Source organism: Paenibacillus wenxiniae (genome assembly GCF_039822605.1).
GTDB lineage: Bacteria > Bacillota > Bacilli > Paenibacillales > Paenibacillaceae > Saccharibacillus > Saccharibacillus wenxiniae.
The window spans coordinates 37523-63103 of sequence record NZ_JBCGUH010000016.1; the positions used below are offsets into that span (position 1 = coordinate 37523).

The following is a 25581-nucleotide window of genomic DNA, read 5'->3' on the forward strand; positions in this document are numbered from 1 at the left end:
GCTCGTTTATAACTTATTACATTTAAAAATTGGGATTCAAACGGTCTTCCTCATTTGTTTACGCTTACAATTCAATCTATACAAATCATATTGCTGAACGATGGTACTTATTTTTTCTTTTGAAAAGAAACCCGTAGCTCCCATCCTCTATTGTATCGGCGTGAGCAAAAGTTGCGCAACTGTTAATTTCCTTTTACAGTAACGAATAGAACCGATTATTCAGTGAAGGCGATTAACGCCATAACTCAACTTATTTTATATACAGAAAGAAGGGAATTGCATGGCTGCAAAACGTGCTCTTATTTTTTCAGGCGGTCTGTTACATCCTGATTTTTTAAAGGAAATTCGTGAAGATGATCTTGTGATTGGGGCAGATCGCGGTGCACTGTTTTTGATTCAGCATGGTGTACAGCCACAGCTCGCTATCGGTGACTTTGATTCTTTGAATGATCCGAAAACAGAGCTGGAGCAAATTCGCGAGCAGGCTGGTGAGCTGGTCATCTACGATCCAGTAGATAAAGATCTGACGGATACCGAAGCCGCTTTTGAGGCAGCGATGGAGCGTCATGTGGATGAAATTGTTATTTTCGGAGCGCTTGGTACACGGTTTGACCATTCGATCGCAAATGTACAATTGCTGATTCGTGCTCTGCATCATCAGGTCCATTGCGCTATTCAGGATATGCATAACTACATATCGCTGACGTCCACCACTTCGATTATTCAAAATCAAGGTTATCCTTATATATCCCTGCTGCCCATCACATCAGAAGTTACCGGCATTCATCTGACCGGGTTCCAATATCCGCTTGAGAATGCCACTTTGCGTATGGGGCACTCGCTTGGCATTAGCAACCATCTCGCTGCGGAGCAAGGTACGGTATCGATTGAAGGCGGTTTGTTGCTCATTGTGCAAAGTCGAGATTAGAGCTGAGTGCTTTGCTTTTAAGCTATCTGTTGATCTGGCTACTATGTGAATGATGCTATGGAGTATGTCTATTTTTAATAATACGGAGTAGCTGCACCATATATATATGATTACTTATTTTAATGATGAGCTATGGAGTAAATCATCAGCTAACGGACATTTGTTCACAATAAAGGGAATGCAGTGATGAACCTATCATCCATGTGAACAAGCATCCCCTCATCCAATGCATAAGCACTTCTACAAATTCCGTATGATTTTCTATACACTCACTTCTTTGTTCGTCATTTGTCCTATTGCTCAAAGGGTACGTTGTTCATATTTGTATAGTGTAAACCATCAAGAAAAATATGAAAAAACGATGTAAGCCTATAACGCTTACATCGTTTTTTTGTGATTGTTCCACTGTTTTTCAAAATTGCTCTAACAAGCCGTTTTTTGAGTTTAAAATTTTTTTCGGCTTTTTAAAAGAAATGCTGTGCCGACCAACATTTGTAATCGTTTTAACCAAAATAACGATGATAAAGGGTACGTGCTTCGGCTACATCTTTTGTACCATGAACCATCACCCGACCGTCTTGAAATACGACCATCCGTCTTCCCTGCTCCAATGTCATCGATAGCAGAAACGGATTAATTGTAATATCATCTTGTCCCAGTCCTTTTAAGCGGTTCGCTGTATGCTGTAGATCAAGTGCCTGACGCTGTGCCGGACGAATTTGTACGGTATCTCGGCCGCATAGCACTTCCGATTTGCTCTGTGCATCGCGGTTAAGATGTGGATACGTCGGCTCCTGTCCGCATGATGGACAACTAGAACGGCGCGCACTATTCATTTTGATCGATACTTGTTCGTTACGCCATAGATCAAATGATAGCAATGTTCCGCGTAGCTGTTCGCTATTTCCACTAAGCAGCTTGATCGCTTCGGTTGTCTGATGGGCAACAACCATCTGTACGGCAGGTGGAATAATGCCGGATGTATCGCATGTATCTCCGCCAAGCGGTGCAGTTTCCATCAGACATTGCAGACAGGGGGTCACGCCCGGAATGATTGTAAAGGTAATGCCATAACTTCCTACACATCCACCATAAATCCACGGAATATTATGTTTTTGTGCCATATCGTTAATAAGCAAACGCGTCTCAAAATTATCTGTCGCATCCATAATGAGATCCACACCGTCAATTAACTCTTCCAGTTCGTCCGCTGTGACATCAGCGATATGCGCATCGATACGTACAGTTGAATTAATTTGCTGTAGACGCTTTTGTGCAGCGATTGCTTTTGGCACACGACCTGCTGCATCTTCTTCGGTAAAAAGCTGCTGTCGCTGCAAGTTGCTCCATTCCACATAGTCGCGATCAACGATCGTCACCTGACCAACACCTGCACGCACAAGCGTTTCAGCTGAGCTGGAGCCAAGCGCACCCGCACCGATAATTAATACCGAGGAACGCTGGAGCTGCTCCTGCCCGCCTGTACCAAGCGGAGCAAATCGTTCTTGCCGTGAATATCGACGATGGACATCGGTACTCTCATGATCTGTAGTATTTCTCAGACGTGATTCCGTCTGTTCATCTTTGTTGCGAATCAAGTCGTAATCATCCCTTCTGCAGGGCTACTTGCCACCGCGTACTGCCTGATTGGAATCATGCCAGCTTCCTTACCCAGACGTCCGGCTTCGACGGCAAGCTTCATTGCCGTCGCCATTTGTACGGGATCGGTCGCACCGGAGACAGCGGTATTCAGCAATACCGCATCAGCACCAAGCTGCATCGCGTATGCAGCATCAACCGGAGAGCGAATGCCCGCATCCACAACGACAGGTACCTCTGCGTCACCGATAATCCATTCCAGTGCAGACGGATTCAAAATTCCGCGTCCGGAGCCGATGGGTGATGCTCCTGGCATGACGGCATGTACACCAAGTTGCTGTAGCCTTTTTGCCAGCATATAGTCATCGGAAATGTACGGCAATACCGTAAAACCATCCCCCAGCAGCGTTTCACATGCCTTATAAGTTTCCAGTGGATCAGGCAAAATAAGCTGATCATTCCCGATCACTTCGACCTTTATCATATCACATAATCCAGATGCTCTGGCGAGACGTGCAATACGTACAGCTTCTTCTGCTGTATGTGCGCCTGCCGTATTGGGTAACAGCTTGTATTTTTTCAGATCAAGCCGCTCCAGAAAATTCGGCTCATCCGGGCGATCCAAATTTAAGCGTCGTACAGCAAAAGTTAATACTTCTGTACCTGAAGCTTCCACTGCCCGCGCCTGTACGTCCAGATCGGTAAATTTACCTGTACCGAGCAATAGTCGTGATGTAATGTGATGTTGTCCAATCGTTAACATATTCAGCCACCTCCTACAAAATGTACAATTTCCAAACGATCTCCTGATTGCAGTTCTGCTTGCGGATGCTCATGTTTTTGCAAAATATGCTCGTTATGTTCGACAATGACCATTTTATGACCAAGCTTCAGCTCGTGTAGTAACTCATCTACCGTTTGCAAAGGGACATCGAAAAAGCGGTCTGTTCCATTAATCATTAGCTTCATCGTCAGGCCTCCTCTGTCATGTAAACGGATGCTGCATCTGCATAGGGATAAGCATTCGTTGCAGCGGATAGTGGGTATAATGCTCGTTCGGGACGGAAGGCATGCGGGATCAGCTGATCATCACCTGTCATGATCGCAGCAGTCATTAACTTCGCTGTACCTGCCGATAGCAAAATCCCATTGCGATAATGTCCAGCCGCAATCCATAGTCCGGGCAGCTCTCGTATCGAACCGATATAAGGAAGCTCATCCGGTGTACCCGGACGAATCCCTGCCCAGCAACGTACCAGTTCACCTTTAGATAACATCGGAATATAACGCTGCGCTCTCAGCAGCAGCTCTACCACTGCACCCGCCTCTACAATCGTGCTATGCTGGCCTGGTTTACTCGTCGCTCCAATCCAGATACGATGAGGATGCTTCGGAATCATATAAATGGTGTCGCTATAAATCGTATGATGCAGCCACGGTAGCGGAGTACGAATTTCCATCAGTTCCCCTTTTACTGGTAAAAAAGGCAAGCGCAATCCTTCGGCAGCCAGTAAGCGCGATGTACCAAGACCAGACGCCAGCACCACTTGATCAGCATACATTATGCCATGCTCGGTCATGACGCCATTTACACGACCACGTCCATCCGATTCGCGCAATAGACGGATCACCTCAAGATCACAATGAAGCGTACCTCCTAATCCAACAAAAGCAGCTACATAGGCTTCATTCAACAAAGCGGGTACAAGCTGTGGCTCCGCCGGATTGTAGATCATGCCATCTTCAGCACGCACATAAGGCTCCTCTATAGCCAGACGTTCATTGCCCCACCATTTCATACCTTTTGCCTGCGCTTCGGCAATGCGACGCTGACGATGTTCCCAGTCCATCTCATGATGCCGGGGGAGCGGCAATAGAAACCCTTCCGTCCGTAAACCGATATCTATTCCTGTCTGTGCATGTAGCTGTTCACTTAATTGCGCATACAGCGCTCGGCTTTGCAGGGCAAGCTCATACAGTTCCAGCGCAGCGAAATGCTCTGAGCTTGCTGCTAACATGCCACCCGCTGCTCCAGATGCACCGGACGCAGGCTGACGCTTTTCGATCAAAGCGACTGCTGCGCCTGTTAACGCTAGTTCATAGGCAATGCTGGCACCAATCACACCGCCGCCAACTACGATCACATCGTAATGTCCATTGCTCCTCACTTCTGGTCACTTCCTATTCGGATTTTAGTTGTAGCCGTATTAGCAATCTGCTTCCGATAAAGCTCCAGCTGACTTTCAGGCTCCGCTGCCTCGAAAATACCAGACATGAGCGCGATCCCTGCTACACCTGCGGCGTGTAGCTCATCAATATGCGTTGGCTGAATGCCACCAATCGCCATGACAGGTAGCCGTAGCTTGTTGCACAATTGCTGTACGGCTGCAATCCCACGTGGAGGAATACCTGGCTTGGAAGCTGTCGCATACACATGACCGTAAAATACATAATCACAGTCTACACGCTCTGCCTGAAGTGCACTGTCGATACTATGAACAGAGCGCCCAATACGTAAGCGTAAGCCTGTTCCCGTCCCGTTATATTTACAATCGTACTTGTATTCACGATCATAGGGCGATAACGATACACGTTCGGCTACATGTTCAGGCAAATGGACTCCACCCAGCCCCATTTCTAGCGCTAGCATGGCGTGTTCATTGAGTACAAGCTTGGACGCAGGAATACCGCGATCTAGCAATCGATTAACAAAACGTTCAACCTGCTGCCAAGACCAGCTTTTTTGACGAATATGAATAGCGGTAACATGAGGATATATACAACTGGCTACCTCCATTAACCGTGCTCTATCTTTCTGTGCGGGTGTGATCACATGTATTTCCATCAGCGTACTATTCCTCCTTCCACCGCGTCTGTATTAACTCTCACATGAATAAGTTTGGACATAGTACTTTGACCAGATTAAATATTAGTTTTGATTGTATATTGAAATGTCTATCTTTCAAGACGTAAACTATTCCCAAAACTCCAATTAACCTCAGTCAACATACTAGTGTACATAACGACATAGTGGTACATAACGGTATGCTTGCACATGCCTATGTTGCTTCACCATTATGCCGTCAGACTTTCCTTGATCATCATCCGGTACACAAAACAAGCAGACAGCCTAACGATCGGGACGCAAAAAAGCCACCTTCCAGTTAAGGAAAGTGGCTGTTTATCGTATCGTCACGTATAAACATAGTCGACATCAGGCAACCATTCATATCTATCGCCTAATGATGATTGAAGTCATTCTCAGTTACGTATACGTATTCATCCCAGTTCTTATTTTGTATCGCATTTTTAGTGCAATAGCACATGTCTGCACTGATCATCATAATGTAAGACTGCATCATTTCACACTTGCAATCTTCATTCTCAGGCACAGCATATCATTAAGAACTTATCAAAATACAGAATATAAACTACACGCAAATGGAGTCAGGCTTCTTCCACTTCCCTACGCTGGTATGATCCAGATCAGGTACAAAGGGTTCGACAGTAGGAATCTGTCATCTCAGCCTTATAGGCTCCCCCAGTGCAAATTGTATAAATGATAGTGTTACGCTATCAAGCATTCCCATCTTAGCAAAACCAAACCGATAAAGCAACTGCTTGAGATCATATCGTGTATGATCTTGATCGCCAACTGAACATATTATGATCCTTATCTAAATGATTAGTTGATCTGGATTGTTATGGATCTGAATTATGATCCACATCCAGATCAAGCTTTATATTTTGCAAATCTATCTCTCAATGAATACCATTGGGAAGTCGATCTGCTAACATCTGCGGCATACGATCAGCATATCGAACAGACGGAATGGGGTTATACTGTCTACTTGAACAAATAGATCGTGGCTGCGTTTGCTCTGACTGCTCAAGTTGTTCAAGCACAGCCGTCGTTAGCTCAAACGATTGACGAAAAAATTCACCGGATTGCTGTTCAGGCCAATCCAGCATCAGACGATAGCGCATAAAGGATAACAAACGGCGCGAATTCCATGCATCATGAAAAGGCTGACAATCTCGAATTGCATACAGTCGACGCTTTAAGCCAAATGTACGTCTAATATGAGCCAGATTGATTTTACTTTCCGCTCGATACGCCCCTAATACCGGAATCCAGGAGCATGACGACGCCCAATCAGCGTAAACGGAATGACCGAAGAAATGATGTAGTTGCTCCATGTGCTGACTCAGATTAACAACGACCAGATCTGCCATTTCCAGCAGTGGCAGCTTATCTTCACCTGATCCGGCATCCAGTACAATAAGATCATAAGCTTCACTGGCTGAGACAAGTAAAGAACGCCAGAAGCTATCGCCCAGACTACACTCTTCCTGACCGTAGCGAGTTCCAGATAGCATATCTAATCGTCCACGAATTAAAGGAACCATATAATGGGATACATTATGACCATTTAAAATACCCGATTGTTGCAAATAATGCAGCCGATCAATACCAGGCCCTTCCAACCAAACTTCAGCAGCTTTTTCTGCCAAATCTTCAGCACAGGCAGATTCAACTCCATGTCCACGACGTCCATTGTGACAGAGTAACAAATGCGCTCTATATTGCAGGGCGGTCGTTATAGCTGTGATCGCTGTATGTGACGAGGTTTTACCATGACCGGCATCCGGACTCCAGAACATTACCGTTGTCATATTTGCTCCCCCTTTGGCATATCGATAGGCTCCCTGTTTGAACGTGCGACATCTTGCAAACTCGCTCCTACTACAAATTTCCAGTAACTTCCTTAACTATGAAAAATAAACATAACAATGGATTGATGCAACACTGTACTTGAACTATACTTGATCATTTACTTTGTGTTATGTAGGGGTTCTTTTGCTTATAAATCGCCTACTCATTAAGCTTATACTATATCGTCTTTTGCTTCAAAGGGATAAAAGGACGAGTCTTCACTGCTTCTATAGCCCTTTTGACGTAATAAACCATGTAAAAATTTTGCCGTTTTTGAAAGAAAAACTTCTCACTCTATGTCTAATGTCTCATTATTTATTTGTACAGGTACAGAAGAATTAAAATAACTGCAATCCCAACCTAAATTTACGTTTTTTACGCACAATCGGAAGGCAGCGTTGTAGCAGGACAGCCAGCTGCATATCGATTTGCTCATCCTCATCAAATGGATCCGGCTGACACGGAATTGCATAAACTTGATCGGTAGCTAGTTCTTTGCGCAGTCGTCGCACCGACTCCTCCTGAGCAAGCGGCAAACAATAATGCCATTTCTCTCGTGAATATGAGTTCATCGCTACCATCATCTCAATCACATCCTGATAGCGCCATTCCGCTCCTGAGCCTACGATAATTGGCAGATCTGCACGTAAAAATTCCTCTAAGCGATCGCTTTGTTTATATCTGCCCAGATCCAGCACAATAAACTGGTAACTGCCGCTAAGTAAAGAGACCACTTCAGCTCGCGCAGCTTCACGCCAGTAGTGCACACCTTCCAGCTCGAAATGACGAGATTGGCGAAGTTGCTGCTGCTCGTTCATACCGGCTACAGCCACCTGCTGAATACGAGCAAAAGCGCCAGGCGCTCCATTCATTTCTACTAGCGCTACCGTATGATTCCTACGTGCCAGATAATGAGCTAGCATAATTGCTGTATGCGTCGTGCCAGTCCCTGAACCAGCTCCCAGCAAAGCAATCACCTGCGTCGTTTTGTTCCATTGGATTACCTGTGTGGGTGAACCATGTTGACCGCGGGAACGCTGAAGCGGTTTCACGTAAAGTGCCTGCCTTGCTTCGTTCGCAGATTGAAAACGGTCTGCCGGATCTGGCTGTAATAAACGTTGTATGGCCTGTACGGCATGCTCCGGCATATCAGCACGGATAAGTCCTGGCATACTGTCCAGCCACTCACTGTACATGCCACCTGTTGCGAGATAGAGCAATAATGCACCTAATCCATATAGATCAGAACGATGATCCGTCTGCCCTCCTCCATATTGCTCTGGTGCTGCAAAACCGACCGTTCCCAGCTTGATCGTATCGTGGTTTTCTGCTGGCTTAAACGTCCGGGCAATGCCAAAGTCGATCAAACGCACATCTCCATCCGGCGTAATCATGACATTCGACGGCTTCATATCACGAAAAACAATCGGTGGTTCATGCTGATGTAAATATTCCAGTACACTGAGTAGCTGATCACCACAGCGTAAAATAAACGGCACATCAATCTGCTCTGGATGAGCGCGGAACTTCTCCTCCAGCGTTTCACCACGAATATAATCCATGACCATATACGTATATCCGGCTTCATGACCGGTAATAAAATCTACAATACGCGGCAAAAAAGGATGGCTGAGTGTTGTAAGCATTGCCGTTTCTACATCTGCCTCTCGATATTTAGAAGAGACTGCGATCGTTTCCTTGATCGCCCACTCTTTGCCCGGCAACTTCAAATCATGCGCCAGATACACCTGACTCATGCCTCCGTGCCCAAGCCGACGTACAATTTGATAACGATCATCCAGTACCATGCCCTCATATAAAGTCGTTGGAAATGCCATTGTCTTTTCCCCTTTCACCATCGCGATTTATTTAAATAAAAAAAGAAAGCATCGCGTCTGCATATGGAGCTGGATTAGCCCTGCTATGCAGACGGGATGCTTTCCCTGTCCGTTAGTATAAATATATTTGCATTATAAAAGATACAGCTAGCAAAGTAAAGCATGTTATACGATGCTGTGCTCAAACTCTGTCTTAGAGCAATATTCACATTCTATCGCGCATTCGGATGCTATACGACTTAGATCTATACATGGATATGAACGTTCCCACTTCACCTGCACCTACTTTTGCGCAGCAAAAGCATCACGATTACGCTGTACCTGCTTCACATGGGATTCAAGATGCGTAATACATATTTTATCAATCAGCATACGCGCTGTAATCTCCCCATCCTCGTTATGCATACCGATACGCTGTTGATCCTCTTCAGTTATCGTCTCCAACACCGGTGCAAATGCACGCCGTAGCGCAAGCAACGCCTGTAGATGATGCTCCAGATCAAGTGAAGCATAATTCAATCGACGTGCCCAAGCATCCTGATCAAAAGCGATCAATGAAGGGCGTTCCTCCGACAGTACAGCTTTCAACCGATGCTGTAGCACAATTTCCGTGTCGAGTAAATGTACAACAATTTCATGCACACTCCATGCCGTCTCCGCTGGCTTAAACTTCACTTCAGCTTCCGGTAAAGCACGAACCATTTCAACAAATTGTTCCATATCAGGCAAATAACGATAAATGGTATTTTGCATCACGCACATCCTTTTTCAAGATATACAGCAACTATATATTAATATTTTACCATATACAACGTAATTTCATCACGGTTATGAAACAGTTGCTTGGCACGCTGAATTTGCAGACGTGCTTCTTCAAACGATTGCATCACTTCGCGGATGACAGCGAGCGGCTTTTTGTGCATCAGTTTCACGGTGACAATAACTGTTCCACCTGGCTGCACCGCATCGAGCAGATCGATCACAAGACGTGCCGTCAGCTTCGGACTCCAGCTCATATCGCATACGAGCAGGTCGAATTCACCTGCGCTAAACTTCACATCTGCCGCATTGCGACGAACGGTTTTGAGCTGTGGATGATTTTGCAGGCTAGGATGCATTTTGGCAGGATCGACCGCGATCACATGCAGACCGCGCTCCAGCAGGAACGATGTCCAGCCACCTGGTGCTGCGCCTACATCCAGTGCGCGGCGAAAAGCTGTAAAATCAATACCAAATACCTTTTCCGCTTCCAGCAGCTTGAATTTGGCACGTGAAATCTGGCCTTCTTCACGCTGAAAACGAATCGCTCCACCGTTCCAATCCGACAGATTATCCTCCGGCTTGGAAACGCCTGCATACAGGCGATCCGCTGTCCAAAATACGGAGATAACCAGTTCTGGCTGTTGCACAGTAAATTCTGCATGCAGCTCAGCTAACCGATCTTCCAGCTGATGGCGAAGCTCGGATGCATTATGATCGCCTGTTTCCCCATCTTCGGTTTTCCTTACGTGTAGCGCCAGCGTCTTGCCATACAGCTCTTCACGCTTGAGCAGCAAAGTGGCTAATTCATCTAGCGGATGCTGCTCTGCCAGTTGTTCCAGCACCATATCATAACGTATAGGCTGAATATGCCGCAAAAACATCAATGGCTGTGCCTGTAAGCGTTCAAGCACCTGCTCCGCATCCGCAGGTAGTGTCAACAGCAATACTTCGCCAGGTATAAGCACCGAGCTTTTGACCGAACCAAATGCTCGCTTTAATTCTTCCTGTGCATAAGCAGCAAAGCCGTGGTTGGCTGTACCAATCCAGCGTGATTCCGCTGGTTGAATCGTTTCCTGTTCGTTCATGAAATAATCTTTAGCCTCCAGTCATTTATACCCCTGTACCGCGTATATGTGCGATCATACGTTGTACCGATTCAAGCCGATATAGCAGCCGCGGCTGACGCTCACGCCATGCCTCAAATACGATCAGACATGGAATACTTGTCAGCTGCAATTCCTGCACAAAGCGCGGCGCAAAATTAATATTGAGCGCATACACCTGTTGCTCTGGCAATAAAGGCAATGCTGCTTCCAGCATGCGTCTGCCCATTTTACATGTTCCACACAGCGGCGTATAGGCAAATAATACAGCCGGTTCACCCGACTCCTTCACCATTTGCATCGCCTGCTGTTCATTTAATTCCTGTATCATCGTTCCACCTCCTGTACGAGCGAGCCAGTCTCTTTACTTCTCTGCTGTACGTGCAATCTGCTCCAGACGATCAGCTGGAATCGGACCATTATGCAAAATGACATGTTCCGGCTTCGCCTGATACAGCAGCTCGTACATACGCTGTTTGCCAGACATACTGGACGTATGCAAATAAATCTCACGGGCATACAGTCCTTCGTGAATCATCGCTTTCACCACGTCTGTACCGTCCATCTGTCCCCATCCAAGCTCATGATCAAGCGATAAAACATCCACTTCGCATTCGCGTAGCAGCATCAGACACTCCTCACCATCTCGAGCGAGCGCAAATCCTTTTGGACAGGGACGATAATCATCTAAATAGAGATGGATCATAAAAACACCTCCATCCACACTTAATTTTCAAATTGAGAAGCTGGACAGTAATACGCTTTTTTACCTGCTACTTCCATCTTTACGACCTTATCGTCAGCTGAACGTACCGATGGCTCACCTTCGCGCTCAAATACACGGCGCAGCGCATGGAAACCACCGGTTAACGAATCATTCGCAGTTAACGGCTGTCCTTCCATATGCCCCCCTGTATCAATTGCTTCCTGAAGTACATTACGCATCGCCTCATACAATTTACCAAGTGCTTCCTCATCTAGCTCCTGCACTTTAGCAGACGGCAAAATACCCGCTGTAAAAGCAATCTCATCTGCATAATAACTGCCGATGCCTGAAATGAGCGACTGATTCATCAATGCGGTTTTGAGCGCACTACGGCGTCCTTTGAGCAGCTTGATAAATTGCTCGCGTGTTAGCTTGCGGTCGGTCGCTTCCAAACCAAGGCCGGCAAAATATTCCTGTGATTCCCGTGCCGAACAGTAATGGAACACACCCTGACGTCCAGCTGTGTAATACAGGGAGCTACCATCTTCAAATTGCAGCTCGACATCGCATTTACGATCCGCGTTTTGCTCACGCAATCCGTAATATAGGGAGCTGCCCGCCACGATACTAATGAGCAGGCGATGTCCGCTGTGCAGATGCAAATTCAGATATTTACCACGTCGTTCAATAAAAGCAATACGATTGCCGCTAAGCATCATATTTACTGGATCGGCCTCTACATTGGCTACACGGGCGCGATGCAGCACCAGCTTTTCAATTGATGTATTTAAAATATAATGAGTCAGTTGTGCTTTATAATTTTCAAGTTCTGGCAATTCAGGCATAATGTTGTCCCTCTCTCTCTATGAATAAAAACAGTTTCATCCGTTTATTGCTTCATTCATTCTCGTTTATTTTCATGTATTCATTATGATGCAAAGTTATTCGCTATAATGCCAAATAACTTGCACAATTACGATCATACGCCAGAGCATCCTATTATAGCGAATGAGATATCGAACTAGCCAAAAGAGCCTGCGTCTGAATCAGTGCTATAGCTAATCTAAATGGCCGGGATGGATCTCGTCCAATGAGTGGCATATCCGATCGGCACGTACACCTGTACGTGCTTCATGCTGTGCTAAATTATGCTCTGTCGTCACTCCGGTCATGACCAGAATCGTTGGACAACCTGCTGCTGCACCCGCAGCGATATCGGTCAGCATATTGTCGCCAACGACAATCGCGTCTTGGGCAGGCAGACCGATTTTTTGTAATGCGTACTCCATCAGGATCGAGGACGGCTTACCGATCACAATCGGCTCTACGGTCGTTGCCGCTGTAATCGCTGCACCAAGTGTACCTGCACCGGGCAGCAGGCCATCATGGGACGGAAGCTGCAAATCTGGATTGGTCAGCACGAAACGCGCTCCTTCACTAATGAGACGAAGCGCCATCGTCAGCTTGTCATATGTAAAGGAACGATCAATTCCTTGCAGTACATAATCAGGCTTTTCTTCGCTAATCTTCAATCCGGCAGCCTGCACAGCATCGACAAGTCCAGGTTCACCGATCACATAGACGGTAGCATCTGGCTGTTCACCCGCAATATAAGCAGCAGCGGCTAATGCTGACGTACATACTTGATCCGCTTCCGCTTCAATACCAAGTTCTCGCATATGGGCAGCTACACCTTCAGGCGTACGGGATGAGTTGTTCGTTACAAACAAATACGGTGTACCCGCCTGTTTGAGACGTCCAATCCAATCGGCTGCCCCCTGGATGACCCGGTTACCATGATACAATGTGCCATCCAGATCAATTAGTAATCCTTTTCCATTTGCCATTGCGTATGCCATCCTCTCTATTACTCACAATCCTCATTGTAAAAAAAGTTGCGGCATAAGGCAAACGATTTGCTTACCTTACCGCAACTCTTAACGATGCAAGTATAGCTGCCTACGCTTATTGCACTGGAAATAGATGATGCTCCATAGCCAATGCCGTCTGTGGAAATACCGTTTGTGCTTCATCCAAAAGCGGCTCTAGTTGATGCTCATCTTTGTAGCGCGAACTGAAATGAGTCAAAATAAGCTGATTCACTCCAGCATCACGCGCAGCGACGGCAGCCTGATAGGCGGTACTATGATAATATTTGCGCGCTGTATCCTGCATATCATGCAAAAATGTCGCTTCATGCACAAGCAGATCAGCACCGTGCGCAAGCTGTAATACATTGTCGCATGGCCTTGTATCGCCCAGAATCGTCACAATTTTACCTTTTTTCGGCTCGCCTACAACCTGATGCGAATGCAGCATGTCGCCATTATCCAGTTGAATGCTGGCACCATTTTTCAATTGTCCATAAATAGGCCCTGGCTTGATGCCATACTGCTTCAGCAACTCAAAATTAAGCTGCCCCGGACGATCCTTCTCAATAATACGGTAGCCATAGCTGTCAATGCGATGCTCCAGCAGTGCAGCCTCCACACGGAACGTATCATCGTCAAACACGACGCCACCTTCATGTTCCACCACATTCAGCTCATATTCTACACGCGATTGACTGAGTTCCAGTGCCATGTCAACAAATGGTTTCAATCCCGGAGGACCATATACCGTCAACGGCGATAAGCCACCTTGATTGGAGCGGCTGGATAACAGACCCGGCAAGCCAAACAGATGATCACCATGCAAATGTGTAATAAAAATCTTTTCCAGCTTGCTTAGCTTCAACTGGGAGCGCAAAATCTGGTGTTGTGTACCTTCGCCACAGTCAAATAACCAAAGTGCTTTACGTTCTTCATACAAGCGTAAGCCGATCGATGTCACATTGCGCTGCAATGTAGGCACACCGGCGTTTGTTCCAAGAAAATATAAATCCATTGTTCAACAACCTTCTCTCTATGCATCACAATCCATCCACTGTCTAACTTGGTGAACTGTGCATGCCCTTCTATAGCAAAATAAACATACTATATAATTAAAGATATGGACCTACGTCTGAAACGCAGACCTTTTCATTTTATCACCCACACCTAGACCGTTTCCTGTCATGCAGCATTAGGCAAAATGATAATATCCTTTATCATATCACGTAAACGCCGTTGTCAAAAGGGATTCGTTCATAGATGAAGATAGATGGCATAAAGGTAGGGCGTTGTATAGGCTCGTGATCAGGCGCTACAGTGTGTGAATCATATAATCTATAAGTGACACAGTCTGTGCATGATACAGTTTGTAAATAGTATAGTCTGTGTATGATGCAGTTTGTAAATATAAAATAGTACATCGCCGGTTATCGCCGATTGATAACAAAAAAGCTGTATAGAACCATTAGGGATCGAGCATCACTAATGGTTCTATACAGCTTAAGCAGGGCGAGAAATAGATACTTTAATGCTTTATTCGCGATCCATATCGAAGAATTTAATGACCTTAATGACCAAAGAGGTTCATCATAAAAAGATAATATCCTCAAAAATGTCGGCTATCATCTTCTCCATCTATTTAAATCATATTTTGAATGAGATCATGGTCTGAGTAGCTACTTGCTCATCCAACGGACTCACAGGATCATTCCGCATTAAGCAGATCACGTACCTCCATCAAAGCAAACCCAAGCCAGTTGGTGCCTTTCCAGCGAATAGGTCGCTCTGCATCTGGATGATCCTTCGCTAGCCCAATTCCCCATATTTTATCATATGGACTCGCTTCGACCAGTACACGTTGGCCTGTATTACACAAAAATCGTCCTAATTCCTCATTTTGCTGAAATTTGGCGACATTGCCTCGTTTCACAATCTCATAACTATGTGCCTGCCAGATTTGATCGTCAAAATGCTGCACCGAACGCCCAAACGTTTTCATCTGCTTCGGATGCTGCGCTTCCATAATTTTAGCCAGCATGTCCATATCATCAAACAGTCTTGCTTTCTCAGCCATCATATACTGCTCGGTACATGAATACGTAACGCCATCTATTGTAAATGCACTGCTCCACCATTGACTGAAACAGCTCTGATCTACTCGATCGACCGCTTTCGGTGTATGACCCCAGAACAAGAGATATTTGATTTTTTTGCCTGCAATATAGTCCTGTTGTAATGCTTCTAAAGTATAGTTCATCGTAGTTGCTCCTTTATAGGGTTCGCTATGTAGTTAGCTATAAAATTAGCTTAAAAATAGTTTTGAAATTAGTTTTGAAGTGAATTCATTTGTGCTAAATCATCTGTATAGCTGATTGAAATTATGCAACATAGCCATCATTTGCATACAGACTGAAATCGAACACAGTAACTATGCATTAGATAACAAGGCGTATCCATCCTATTTTGTTTAAAATGAAATAGCTTCAAAATAGACTGCTCTCTAAACTATGTTAATTATTAGCTTTGATCGTATGGTAGCCTATCTATCGTTCGATATCTGTAGTTCAAGTATAGTTCAAGATTTTGAAGTGAATTTCAAGTTAGAACGACTCTAGTTCAAGGTACTAGATTGAAAAGTAATATAAAATCTTTATCACCTTTTGCCTGTAGACCATTATATATTAACATAAAGTTATTATCAATATAGAAATAAGATAATCCCATTCCTCTATTCGATGCTGATCAATACGATTCTGCTAAAGAAAAGCTAACTACCTTACAGCCTTCGAGCATGAGAATGTACAATCAGCTCTTACTCCATACATTCACCTCCTACTCTATACATTTCTGTGTAAGATCCAAGTCCATTCCTTTCCTCTTTACCACAGTGATGTATGTTCCAGCACCAATAGTTTGTTTACATGAGCATAGGGTCGCCAAACCTTAGCCGCGCTGAACACCAATAGTTTGCTTACATGCCCTAGAATCATATGGCACTACATCACATATTCATGTTATAATTCCGCATAAATATTCAAACTGAATCTTTTTGACGTTTGATCTATTACGACTTTATTCCGTTACATGAGTTTTGGGTGAAAGTATCGACAATAGTAGACATATCTTTTATAATACTTCTAAAAACATAGAAAGAAGGGTAATCCGATGGCTGAAATCAGAATTAGAAATACAAACGAACGCATTTCCGGTGATGACAACGTACTGGAGTTTTTGAACAAGCATGAGGTTGTATATGAAAAATGGGATGTATCCAAGCTAGCTGATGAGCTGAGTGAGAACTTTACCCTGACCGATGAGCAAAAGCAAGCGGTGCTTGATACGTTCGAACCTGAAATTCAAGATTTGGCTGCACGCCGTGGCTACCGGACATGGGACGTGATTACCCTGTCTGAAGCAACACCTGATCTGGAAGCAAAGCTGGCGAAATTCGAAGAAATCCATACCCACACCGAAGATGAGATTCGTGCGATCGTATCCGGTAACGGAATTTTTATTATTAAAAGTCCTGAGCATGGTTACTTTGATGTTGAGCTTGAACCAGGCGATGTGATTTCAGTACCTGAAAACACACCTCACTTCTTCACACTGGTCGATAACCGCAAAATCGTAGCGGTACGTCTGTTTGTCGAAACCGATGGCTGGGTTGCTCACCCATTTGCAGATTCGTCTTTCCAAAAAGCTTAAACGAGCATAAGCTACTGTACTCCCACTGTTGCTATTTCACCATGAATATTGCATAAATATAAACATCTATATTGCATACGTATACACATCAACATTGTACAGCTATAAAAAAGGCACCTTCTTGTTATCCCATTATAGGATGAAAGAAGGTGCCTTTTTTTGTTTTTTATAGAAAGCATTCATGTTAAAAGTTGGCATCATCCAAAGCTTTTTCTGAACGTAATGTGTAATCAGAATCATTTTCATCTCGATATTCCTGATTACAGGTGCAAATCGGAAAGAGATGAATCCGATTGCTCACTCCATACAATACTTCCTGAGCTATACGCCCATTCACCATAATCTCTAGCATCCAATTGACGCCAGTTTTTATCTGACTGTTCATTGTTCAAAATCGTGACGTGATAACGTATCGCATGCTTGATCACCTGGATTGTTCGTAAGCTTCGCAGTTTTTTATATGACTTGCGCCGCAATATCGTGAATTTCACTCAAATGCTTGATCTCATAATCCGGTTTAATCTCGCTATCATTCGTTTTACCGTTTCGATTCAGCCACACAGAAGCAATGCCTGTCGCCAGGGCACCTTTAATATCCGTAGTCAGCTTATCGCCAACCATCAGTGCTTGCTCTGGCTGTACATCAAGCAGTTCTAAGGCATGACGGAAAATAGAAGGATCTGGTTTCCCGCGTCCAAAAGCACCGGAGATAACAATATGATCGAAGAAAGGCGCCAGTTCCGGTACACCATCTAATTTTTCCTGCTGGAGTGCAGGACAGCCATTGGTTAGTAACAGTAGCTTCACTTTACCTTTCAGCTCGCCTAGAATTTGCAATGTTTCTTCATAAAAATGCGGACGATTGCGACGTTCGCTAACAAACTGCTCAGCCAGTTCATCGCCCAACTGTTCATTGGTAATGCCCAGCGCGCGAAGTCCTCTGTTCCAGGCTTCTTTGCGATACACTGGTGCAATCTGCTCCAGCTTACGAAATTCCGGTTGCTCACCTGCTGTAAACTGTGCCCACAATCCTTCGAATGGATTAATACCAATCATCTGTGTAAACGGAAAGGTCTCATAGGATTCGTACAATGCACGCGCTTCCTGACGAACGGCCTTTTCCAGCTCAGCAGCATCGATCCCCTCCCGATTCGCTGCTGTCAAACAGGTGTAATGGAACGCTTCCTCAATACTTCTCTCATCCCACAGCAATGTATCATCCAGATCAAACAAAACAGCTTCAATACTCAAGTCCAAACCCTCCCGGCTATTGTTCAAGCATATTGGTGAAAAAGGCATGATCGCTCTATATAAGCGCATGCCCTTTTAAAGCTATTACGTATACACTGTTGCCTTACTAGACTAACTATATCAAGGCTGTAATTACAGCTTATCTTCAACCGTGATATTGTGAGTAGTAGCAAATTTACGCAGATGTTCAGCCATCGCATCGGTATCATAGCGATTGAGTGTGCGAGCGAACATCCACGCGCCACCTTTTGTGCTATGCTCAATAACAACATACCCTTTTTGCAGACGAATCTTTTTCACATTAGCAGCGGTCAAAATACGATCGCGATTAAACTTGGTTGTGATCAGCGAGTCTTTGCCTACTTTCAAATATGGACGACGCAGGAATAGAACGACGCCGAGGAATACATACAGCAGTACGGTTACGACAAACAGGATTACACTTGTCGATGCAGCCGGATACATAATCCCCATGGTACCGTATACAAGACCAAGCAACACAAGTGTTGCCGGGAACACAATATTGCGTCCTTTGTATACCGTAAATTCAGAGCTTGCCTTGCTTGTGCCAAGACTGTCTTGACCTGCCTTTTTGCGGCGAACATTTAACTGCTTCGTATTACGTTTGACTTGCCTCTCCCAGGAACGGGACATCGCTTTTCCCCCTATAATGCGTAATGTACATCTGTTATAACAAAACAGGATGCCGAGTCCTGATCGTTGATCAGTAGCGACATCCCTGTATGGTTATTGCGTCGATGATCATCAGATGAGACGATACATAACCAAAAGCTGTGAATCCAGCTATTATGCATTGCCTTTTTGTTCGTTTTCAGCATCTTCGACCCATTCGATCGTGTCCAGCTGTTGACGGAAATTGCGGCGGATATTTCCCAAATAAACGGCACGAAGCTCATCACGCTCTACAACTTCTTCAGCCGTCAATCCGGTTTCTTTTTTCTTGCGTGCGAGTTCGTTAATTCTTGCAATAATTACGTCGATGTCCATAACTACCCTCCCAAATCTATCTTTTCTAACTTTGACATGTAAAAAAAAGCTTGTCAAGGCTATTCGCACCTGACAAGCAAACGATAATTCAATATATAAACCCGGAGGAGAACCGGTTAGATCATAACTGTAATAAAGCAATAAAATACAACGATAGATGTTGATGAAATGTTCTATTGTAAAAGCGATCATAATGGACTTTTATATAGACCAGCAGGCGGTTATACACGAACCGTTTTATTTAGTCCATTTTTAGTCTATTTAGAAAAATTCAGTTATGAGGAATAACAAGCACATCGCCACTTTGAATGTCGCTTGTATTCAAATTGTTCTCATCTCGTATTTCGGCGATATAATCGCGAATATCTGCACCAGGCGCTTTGTACTGAGAAGCAATCGCCCATAGGCTATCCCCTTCATTAACGATCACATGTTGCCTCATCGCCGAAGCTTCATCTGCGATGACAAAATGCTGAAACCCACCATATAATAGTACACCGGCAAACAAGATACTTACCATAAGACGACTTGTAGAGTTCCAACCTGATTTGCGCTTTTTGGATGAACGTTTCGATTTCTTGTCAACCGCTTTGCGTGCAGTCATCTGGATCAGATCAAGCGTTTTACGACGGAATGAACGACCCGCATGTTTCTTGAGCGGCTTCTGGTGTTCAGTATCTCCTTTCACATAAACCCATTCGGTAACAGCAGGTTCTTTGGATATTGCTTGCTTACTTGTGGCCTGTACGTGAGCTGCTGCTGGTTTTGCCGCATCATTCGCTGTATGAGTAGATGGGCGTGCTGCCGAAGAAGCCGCTTCATCCGTAGTTGAGTTCGTTTTATGGATACTTTTATATGTAGTATATTTAAGCATGTGCTTCACACTCCAAACGTTTGTTCTTGTTTTCCTGAAAAGAATATAGCACGAACATATGTTTTGATCAATAGGTTTTTTCGAACTTTTGTTCGCTTTTTTTTCGAAATGTGCTGGAATGCTTGCTGGCGCTAGGAAAACCGAAACCATGCAAGTAAACTACGTTCGGTAATCTATAATATAAGCTACGAAAAGCCTATATTAGCTATGTACTATTGCGCCGATTCGGACCATGTTCATCTGAAATATACCTGGCGTTATACTTTTCACTGGTGTTTTATTAGGATAAACGTTATATCGCTAAACTGTACTTTCTCTTTTGAAAGTTCTAACTCACTGATTTGAAAGTTCCATCTTACCGAAAATTCTAACTTACTTTTAGAACTTATGTTTGTACGAACGGAAGTTCTATGTTATACTTTTCCCAAACGTTACTAGTATTGGGGTTGATACAGTATGTCCAAAATATCTAACCGCCAGCAGGCGATTCTGGAATTTATCCGGAATGAAGTCAAACTAAAGGGCTATCCGCCATCCGTTCGTGAGATCGGTGAAGCTGTTGGCCTCGCTTCCAGCTCGACGGTTCACGGACACCTGGACCGCCTTGAGAAAAAAGGATTGATTCGCCGTGACCCAACAAAGCCACGCGCAATTGAGCTGCTTGGTCAAGAGGAATCGGAAAACAATCTGATGTTCGCACAGACCGTATCACGCGTACCGATTATCGGTAAAGTTACTGCCGGTGTACCGATTACTGCTACAGAGCATATTGAAGATTACTTCCCATTGCCACAGCAGTTTACCGGTGACAATCAAGTATTTATGCTTTCCGTCGTCGGCGACAGTATGGTTGAAGCAGGCATTCACAATGGTGACTTCGTCATCGTGCGTCAGCAGCAGACAGCCAACAATGGCGATATCGTCGTTGCCATGACTGAGGACGATGAAGCTACAGTGAAAACGTTCTATAAGGAAAAAGACCATATTCGCTTACAACCGGAAAATCCACGTTACGAGCCACTTCGTCTCACTCGTGTGACCATTCTTGGTAAAGTGGTCGGTCTGTTCCGTAATCTACACTAAGGACTCGTTGATGATGATTGTAATCACAGTCCATTAAAAAAGACTCTCACATAATGCGAGAGTCTTTTTTAATGGATTCATTTAGAGCCAATCCATGATAATGACGTTACATTTTCACCTTTTCAACTTATTATCTCCTCATTCGATCTAACTCCCTAGCCTGCTCAAAATAGCTTCGTTTCCAGCACTTTAGCCATTAATTCCTTAAAATCTTTACTGTCCGCTTTCTCAGCTAGCTTTTGCTCCATCGAATTGAATTTCTCTGCCAGAAAATAAGCATTCAAATAAAGTACCAGATGATCTTTGGCAATCGCTTCGAGATGTTCCTTGCTAGAGGTGTAGCTTGCCATCACACTATGGGCAAAAGTTTCGGGATTGATCTTCACTTTATTTTTCATCCTTCATGCTCCTTTGCTTTAGCTTTATGCTTTGTGTAGCCAGACTTGCATTTCTCCCGGTGTACGATTCGCCCAGCTATAGTAAGGAATGAGCTTTAAGGTGTGAGGGACATACGACTCTGTTGCAACAGAGCTGTATAAGACGTGGTCCCATTCCGCTTTAATTTGCTGTCGCTCTGCCGTCCACTCAATCGTTCCGACACCACCGAGCAGTTCTGAATCAAATCGATACGTGGCTTGTTGATGGGGTTGAACGCGGATCAGATGCAAATACGCTCCATTATCTTCCTGCTCCGCACAATAAATGAGCGGTCCCCGTCCAATCGCCAGCTTGCCCCAATCGCTACGTACAAGCGGATGCGCGCTATATTGCCGAATATCCATCGGAAGTGTCAGCTTGATGATGTCTCCTGTTTGCCAGGTACGATCCAACAAAACAAAGCCTTCCTGTACAGTAACGGGTACTGCCTCTCCATTTACCGTCAATGCAGGCTCTCCAGACCAATAAGGGATGCGCAGTGCCAGCGTAAACGCGACGGGCTGATCTGCATGTACTTCAAATGCTACATTCCCCTCCCACGGTAGCTCACTATTTTGCTGTAACTGAAAGGACTGATTATCCAGCTCGAATTTCGCTGTACCTGTAACATACAAATTCGTATATACCGCACGCTGCTGCGGATGAACCGTATACACATATTTGTGGAGCGAGGTCAGCAGACGCGCTAAATTAGGTGGACAGCAGGCACAGCCAAACCAGGCAGGACGTGTAACTTTAACATGACTTTTCCCCGGATCATGCAGACTGCTGTCTGGACGTACTTCTAGTGGATTCACATAAAAGAAATGCTTGCCATCCAGCGCCATGCCACCAATCGCTGTATTGTACAGTGCTCGCTCCAGCACATCCGCATATTGTGCTTTGGCTTCGTTTTTCAACATATTAAAAGCAAAAAAGATAAGTCCGATCGAAGCGCAAGTTTCGCAATACATCGTATCATTCGGTAGATCATAATCCGTCGTAAAGGCTTCGCCATCCACGGTTGAACCAATGCCACCTGTAATATACATCCGTTTGCTCACCATATTGTTCCATAGCCGGCGGCACGCTTCCAGCATCGCTTGATCGTTCGCAAGATAGGCGGCATCTGCCATAGCTGCACACAGATAGACCAGACGCACAGCATGTCCTTCGGCTGTCTCCTGTTCCAGTATAGGCAGATGGGCCTGATAATATTTCAACTGGCGATGGCTCATGCCTTCGATCACAGCCTTAGTTCCTTTATCCTCTGCACGCTGTCTCGCAAAAAAGGTTGGATCTGTCCCACGTTCGTACAGAAAATACAGACTCAGCTCCAAATAGCGCTGTTCACCTGTCAGGTTATATAGCTTGGTCAACGCAAGCTCAATTTCCTCATGTCCATCATAACCGCGAATTTTACCTTCTTCTTTTCCAAAATGGGCATCGATACAGTCTGCAAGTCGACAGGCAATCGTTAATGCTTTTTCATTATGGGTAGCTTCGTAATAAGCAACCGCTGCTTCGATAAAATGACCTGCACAGTACAGTTCATGACTTTCTGCCAGCTTTTTGAAGCGACGTTCTGGTTCTTCGATCGAGAAATACGTATTGAGATAACCATCCTGTTCCTGTGCTAAACCGATCAGATCGATCACACCGTCCGCCAGCTCCTGTAGTTGGGTATCAGGATGAATAGATAGCGAATACGCTACGGCTTCCAGCCATTTGTACACATCACTGTCTTGAAAAACCCAACCATAATGATGACCCTTTTTCAAACCAGCAGCGATTTTGAAATTTTCAATCGCATGACTTTTCTCCGATGGAATCGTATCATCATTACGTTCTTTTTCGATCACAATATCGGCTTTATCATTGAGCACATCCCATTGATACGGAATCATCTCGGTTCGTACCAGTTCACGATAATGCGACCAGAATGAATCAGTAATATGGGATGATTGCAGTTGCAGCGGCATAGAATGATTCCTCCTTATAAGTAAGCAGATGATCGACCCGATCATCGTTTTATAATTGAATAGCAACATAGACTAGCGGATACATAAGTGCTTCAATGAGATTTGAGCTTCAATGACATTGGAACATCGATATTATTTGAGCTTCAACGATGTTGGAGCATGAAGTACGCTGGAGTATCATGTACATTCGAGCTTTAAGCACGCTTGAACGTCATCCATATCCATTGAAGCTAAACAGGCAAAAATGCTTTATATTCACAAATACTCCCTACTACACTTAGGCTTCAGCATTCACTTCCTTTTGTAGCAGTTGCTTGCGAATATCCCCTTCCTTCTTCTCAAAGCGACGGTAAAAGAGCATCGGAATGATCCCGAGTAAAAACACGATAGCAGGTAGCCAGATAAATACAAATCGAATGCCTGCGATCGACTGAGCACTTTGCGCAACATTCGGCATATAACCGAAGGCTGACATAAATTGTGTCGGAATGAATCCGCCCAGCCCAGAGCCGGCTTTGATACAAAATGCGCTACCGATCGCTGTTAACATACCACTCGCTCGTAAGCCTGATTTCCATTCGCCATAATCGACCGTATCGGACAACATCGCAAATGGCATCGAACAAGCAATACCGGAACCGATACAGCCAATACTCCAGCCAAAGATCAATAGCGGCATATGCGTGCCTGCACTGAACAAAATGAACTGACCAATCGCAGCCAGTATAAAGCCAATAATCATCGTGAGCTGTTTGCTTGTATATTTAACAATCCACGGAATCGACATCATACCGAGCACCTGGATCAGCGAAATACCGTTAATAAGCGGAACGAGATCCTTTTTTCCCAGATCGTATTCGAAATAATACACAAGTGTGGATGTACGAATGGTGAGCGCAATCCAGAATATCAAATTGGCGATAACGAGTAATATCCACGGCCAGTTGCCACCGATCGCCTTCATACTGTGACGTAGCGGAATCGTTTTGATCTTTTCGATATTGATCTCTTTCAGATTCGCAAATGCAGTCAGGAACATGAAGATGGAAATGATCCCAAATAAACATAGTGTCCAGAAAAACCCTTTCTGATCGTTACCGCCACCGAGCAGAGCGACGAGCGGTAAGGTGAAGGTGACAGCAACAAAGTTACCCACATTCCCACCAACCATACGAAAGGAATTCAGTACGACCCGTTCATTCGTATTGCGACTTAGATTCGGTAAAATCGAAGTGATCGGTGTAGAAATACCGGTATACGCAATGCCTGCCAGAATATACGTAACACTGGCATAGGCAATCTTCCACGTTCCATCCAGATTGGGCGTCGTAAAGGTCAATACCATAAAGGCAGCAAATGGAACACATAACCAGAGGAAGTAAGGACGACTTTGCCCGTATTTGGATTTGGTATGATCAACGATGATGCCCCACATTGGGGCATCCACCGCATCAATCAATCGTGTCACTAGCAGTAATGTACCGGCTACGCCTACAGATAGTCCGAATACATCGGTATAAAAGTACAATAGATAGGCACCAATCACGCTATACAATAAGTTACCGCCTGTGTCTGTAAGCGCATAACTAATTCTGCGGTGAAATGGAACTTTGTCGGTTTGCAAAGATGGATGTTGTTCAGATGAAGAAGCGGATGAATGTTCCATACGTATAACCTCCTGTGTGCAAGTAAGCAGCTAGCTAAAACGAATCTCCTTTGTCGGCAATAGCGGTGCAC

25 protein-coding genes and 1 riboswitch are annotated in these 25581 nt (G+C 44.7%); of the genes, 3 read left to right on the forward strand and 22 right to left on the reverse strand.

Annotated elements, in window-relative coordinates; all coding sequences use genetic code 11:
• The first annotated feature begins 280 nt into the window (after positions 1–280).
• The gene (locus AAHF22_RS20260) at positions 281–928 is read left to right on the forward strand and encodes a thiamine diphosphokinase (protein ID WP_347326834.1); all 648 of its coding nucleotides are present in this window, start codon (positions 281–283) and stop codon (positions 926–928) included.
• Positions 929–1431: 503 nt separating this feature from the next.
• Here AAHF22_RS20260 and AAHF22_RS20265 read toward each other — a convergent pair.
• From AAHF22_RS20265 to ybiA, 15 genes are all read right to left on the reverse strand, one after another.
• Positions 1432–2490: a MoeB/ThiF family adenylyltransferase gene (locus AAHF22_RS20265; RefSeq protein ID WP_347326891.1), complete on the reverse strand. Its 1059-nt coding sequence runs from the start codon at positions 2488–2490 to the stop codon at positions 1432–1434.
• A gap of 32 nt (positions 2491–2522) precedes the next feature.
• A complete protein-coding gene (locus tag AAHF22_RS20270; protein ID WP_347326835.1) occupies positions 2523–3290 on the reverse strand; it encodes a thiazole synthase in 768 nt (255 codons plus the stop codon).
• Between the two features lie 2 nt (positions 3291–3292).
• Positions 3293–3496: a sulfur carrier protein ThiS gene (gene thiS, locus AAHF22_RS20275; RefSeq protein WP_347326836.1), complete on the reverse strand. Its 204-nt coding sequence runs from the start codon at positions 3494–3496 to the stop codon at positions 3293–3295.
• A gap of 2 nt (positions 3497–3498) precedes the next feature.
• Positions 3499–4695 (reverse strand): glycine oxidase ThiO, encoded by a 1197-nt coding sequence (gene thiO, locus AAHF22_RS20280; RefSeq protein WP_347326837.1) that lies wholly within the window; start codon positions 4693–4695, stop codon positions 3499–3501.
• Complete coding sequence (locus AAHF22_RS20285; protein WP_347326838.1) at positions 4692–5372, reverse strand: thiamine phosphate synthase; 681 nt, start codon at positions 5370–5372, stop codon at positions 4692–4694. Before AAHF22_RS20285 ends, thiO begins: the two co-directional genes overlap by 4 nt.
• A 601-nt stretch (positions 5373–5973) precedes the next feature.
• Positions 5974–6080: riboswitch (TPP riboswitch) on the reverse strand.
• A gap of 209 nt (positions 6081–6289) precedes the next feature.
• Positions 6290–7204: a hypothetical protein gene (locus AAHF22_RS20290; RefSeq protein ID WP_347326839.1), complete on the reverse strand. Its 915-nt coding sequence runs from the start codon at positions 7202–7204 to the stop codon at positions 6290–6292.
• Between the two features lie 378 nt (positions 7205–7582).
• Positions 7583–9082, reverse strand: a complete 1500-nt coding sequence (locus AAHF22_RS20295; protein ID WP_347326840.1) for a serine/threonine protein kinase — start codon at positions 9080–9082, stop codon at positions 7583–7585.
• Between the two features lie 282 nt (positions 9083–9364).
• A complete protein-coding gene (locus tag AAHF22_RS20300) occupies positions 9365–9835 on the reverse strand; it encodes a DinB family protein (protein ID WP_347326841.1) in 471 nt (156 codons plus the stop codon).
• A 38-nt stretch (positions 9836–9873) separates the two neighbouring features.
• Entirely contained in the window at positions 9874–10929 is a 1056-nt protein-coding gene (locus AAHF22_RS20305) for an SAM-dependent methyltransferase (RefSeq protein WP_347326842.1), read from the reverse strand.
• Between the two features lie 25 nt (positions 10930–10954).
• Positions 10955–11278 carry a thioredoxin family protein gene (locus AAHF22_RS20310; RefSeq protein WP_347326843.1) on the reverse strand — a complete coding sequence of 108 codons (324 nt, stop codon included), beginning with the start codon at positions 11276–11278 and terminating at the stop codon, positions 10955–10957.
• Between the two features lie 33 nt (positions 11279–11311).
• Positions 11312–11653 carry a cyclic-phosphate processing receiver domain-containing protein gene (locus AAHF22_RS20315; protein WP_347326844.1) on the reverse strand — a complete coding sequence of 114 codons (342 nt, stop codon included), beginning with the start codon at positions 11651–11653 and terminating at the stop codon, positions 11312–11314.
• A 20-nt stretch (positions 11654–11673) separates the two neighbouring features.
• A complete protein-coding gene (locus AAHF22_RS20320) occupies positions 11674–12498 on the reverse strand; it encodes an Fpg/Nei family DNA glycosylase (RefSeq protein ID WP_347326845.1) in 825 nt (274 codons plus the stop codon).
• 213 nt (positions 12499–12711) lie between these two features.
• Complete coding sequence (nucF, locus tag AAHF22_RS20325) at positions 12712–13500, reverse strand: 5' nucleotidase NucF (protein ID WP_347326846.1); 789 nt, start codon at positions 13498–13500, stop codon at positions 12712–12714.
• 118 nt (positions 13501–13618) lie between these two features.
• Positions 13619–14539, reverse strand: coding sequence for a ribonuclease Z (gene rnz, locus AAHF22_RS20330; protein WP_347326847.1), 921 nt, complete (start codon positions 14537–14539; stop codon positions 13619–13621).
• Positions 14540–15229: 690 nt separating this feature from the next.
• Complete coding sequence (gene ybiA / locus AAHF22_RS20335) at positions 15230–15781, reverse strand: riboflavin biosynthesis intermediates N-glycosidase (protein ID WP_347326848.1); 552 nt, start codon at positions 15779–15781, stop codon at positions 15230–15232.
• Between the two features lie 908 nt (positions 15782–16689).
• Here ybiA and mtnD point away from each other — a divergent pair.
• A complete protein-coding gene (gene mtnD, locus AAHF22_RS20340; RefSeq protein WP_347326849.1) occupies positions 16690–17229 on the forward strand; it encodes an acireductone dioxygenase in 540 nt (179 codons plus the stop codon).
• Between the two features lie 456 nt (positions 17230–17685).
• On the opposite strand, the gene AAHF22_RS20345 is transcribed toward mtnD, so the two are convergent.
• From AAHF22_RS20345 to AAHF22_RS20360, 4 genes are all read right to left on the reverse strand, one after another.
• Positions 17686–18480 carry an HAD family hydrolase gene (locus AAHF22_RS20345; RefSeq protein WP_347326850.1) on the reverse strand — a complete coding sequence of 265 codons (795 nt, stop codon included), beginning with the start codon at positions 18478–18480 and terminating at the stop codon, positions 17686–17688.
• A gap of 132 nt (positions 18481–18612) precedes the next feature.
• A complete protein-coding gene (locus AAHF22_RS20350; protein ID WP_347326851.1) occupies positions 18613–19134 on the reverse strand; it encodes a methyltransferase in 522 nt (173 codons plus the stop codon).
• Positions 19135–19287: 153 nt separating this feature from the next.
• The gene (locus AAHF22_RS20355) at positions 19288–19488 is read right to left on the reverse strand and encodes a DUF896 domain-containing protein (RefSeq protein ID WP_347326852.1); all 201 of its coding nucleotides are present in this window, start codon (positions 19486–19488) and stop codon (positions 19288–19290) included.
• A gap of 271 nt (positions 19489–19759) precedes the next feature.
• Positions 19760–20362, reverse strand: coding sequence for a LysM peptidoglycan-binding domain-containing protein (locus AAHF22_RS20360; RefSeq protein WP_347326853.1), 603 nt, complete (start codon positions 20360–20362; stop codon positions 19760–19762).
• Positions 20363–20818: 456 nt separating this feature from the next.
• Here AAHF22_RS20360 and lexA point away from each other — a divergent pair, with 456 nt between their 5' ends.
• A complete protein-coding gene (lexA, locus tag AAHF22_RS20365) occupies positions 20819–21445 on the forward strand; it encodes a transcriptional repressor LexA (RefSeq protein ID WP_188777777.1) in 627 nt (208 codons plus the stop codon).
• A gap of 164 nt (positions 21446–21609) precedes the next feature.
• Here the strand turns inward: lexA and AAHF22_RS20370 are convergent, their stop codons facing one another.
• The 3 genes from AAHF22_RS20370 to AAHF22_RS20380 all read right to left on the reverse strand — a co-directional run bounded on the left by AAHF22_RS20370 (position 21610) and on the right by AAHF22_RS20380 (position 25510).
• Positions 21610–21843 (reverse strand): hypothetical protein, encoded by a 234-nt coding sequence (locus AAHF22_RS20370; RefSeq protein WP_347326854.1) that lies wholly within the window; start codon positions 21841–21843, stop codon positions 21610–21612.
• 24 nt (positions 21844–21867) lie between these two features.
• Positions 21868–23844 carry a glycoside hydrolase family 127 protein gene (locus tag AAHF22_RS20375; RefSeq protein WP_347326855.1) on the reverse strand — a complete coding sequence of 659 codons (1977 nt, stop codon included), beginning with the start codon at positions 23842–23844 and terminating at the stop codon, positions 21868–21870.
• A 277-nt stretch (positions 23845–24121) separates the two neighbouring features.
• On the reverse strand, positions 24122–25510 hold the full coding sequence (locus AAHF22_RS20380) for an MFS transporter (RefSeq protein WP_347326856.1): 1389 nt from the start codon (positions 25508–25510) through the stop codon (positions 24122–24124).
• Positions 25511–25581: the final 71 nt, after the last annotated feature.

Excerpts from the sequence above, each read along its gene's own strand:
- AAHF22_RS20260 (WP_347326834.1), top strand. The coding sequence starts at position 281 with ATGGCTGCAAAACGTGCTCTTATTTTTTCAGGCGGTCTGTTACATCCT.
- AAHF22_RS20270 (WP_347326835.1), bottom strand. The coding sequence starts at position 3,290 with ATGTTAACGATTGGACAACATCACATTACATCACGACTATTGCTCGGT.
- thiS (WP_347326836.1), bottom strand. The coding sequence starts at position 3,496 with ATGAAGCTAATGATTAATGGAACAGACCGCTTTTTCGATGTCCCTTTG.
- AAHF22_RS20285 (WP_347326838.1), bottom strand. The coding sequence starts at position 5,372 with ATGGAAATACATGTGATCACACCCGCACAGAAAGATAGAGCACGGTTA.
- AAHF22_RS20290 (WP_347326839.1), bottom strand. The coding sequence starts at position 7,204 with ATGACAACGGTAATGTTCTGGAGTCCGGATGCCGGTCATGGTAAAACC.
- AAHF22_RS20295 (WP_347326840.1), bottom strand. The coding sequence starts at position 9,082 with ATGGCATTTCCAACGACTTTATATGAGGGCATGGTACTGGATGATCGT.
- AAHF22_RS20300 (WP_347326841.1), bottom strand. The coding sequence starts at position 9,835 with ATGCAAAATACCATTTATCGTTATTTGCCTGATATGGAACAATTTGTT.
- AAHF22_RS20305 (WP_347326842.1), bottom strand. The coding sequence starts at position 10,929 with ATGAACGAACAGGAAACGATTCAACCAGCGGAATCACGCTGGATTGGT.
- AAHF22_RS20310 (WP_347326843.1), bottom strand. The coding sequence starts at position 11,278 with ATGATACAGGAATTAAATGAACAGCAGGCGATGCAAATGGTGAAGGAG.
- AAHF22_RS20315 (WP_347326844.1), bottom strand. The coding sequence starts at position 11,653 with ATGATCCATCTCTATTTAGATGATTATCGTCCCTGTCCAAAAGGATTT.
- AAHF22_RS20320 (WP_347326845.1), bottom strand. The coding sequence starts at position 12,498 with ATGCCTGAATTGCCAGAACTTGAAAATTATAAAGCACAACTGACTCAT.
- nucF (WP_347326846.1), bottom strand. The coding sequence starts at position 13,500 with ATGGCAAATGGAAAAGGATTACTAATTGATCTGGATGGCACATTGTAT.
- rnz (WP_347326847.1), bottom strand. The coding sequence starts at position 14,539 with ATGGATTTATATTTTCTTGGAACAAACGCCGGTGTGCCTACATTGCAG.
- ybiA (WP_347326848.1), bottom strand. The coding sequence starts at position 15,781 with ATGAACTATACTTTAGAAGCATTACAACAGGACTATATTGCAGGCAAA.
- mtnD (WP_347326849.1), top strand. The coding sequence starts at position 16,690 with ATGGCTGAAATCAGAATTAGAAATACAAACGAACGCATTTCCGGTGAT.
- AAHF22_RS20350 (WP_347326851.1), bottom strand. The coding sequence starts at position 19,134 with ATGTCCCGTTCCTGGGAGAGGCAAGTCAAACGTAATACGAAGCAGTTA.
- AAHF22_RS20355 (WP_347326852.1), bottom strand. The coding sequence starts at position 19,488 with ATGGACATCGACGTAATTATTGCAAGAATTAACGAACTCGCACGCAAG.
- AAHF22_RS20360 (WP_347326853.1), bottom strand. The coding sequence starts at position 20,362 with ATGCTTAAATATACTACATATAAAAGTATCCATAAAACGAACTCAACT.
- lexA (WP_188777777.1), top strand. The coding sequence starts at position 20,819 with ATGTCCAAAATATCTAACCGCCAGCAGGCGATTCTGGAATTTATCCGG.
- AAHF22_RS20370 (WP_347326854.1), bottom strand. The coding sequence starts at position 21,843 with ATGAAAAATAAAGTGAAGATCAATCCCGAAACTTTTGCCCATAGTGTG.
- AAHF22_RS20375 (WP_347326855.1), bottom strand. The coding sequence starts at position 23,844 with ATGCCGCTGCAACTGCAATCATCCCATATTACTGATTCATTCTGGTCG.
- AAHF22_RS20380 (WP_347326856.1), bottom strand. The coding sequence starts at position 25,510 with ATGGAACATTCATCCGCTTCTTCATCTGAACAACATCCATCTTTGCAA.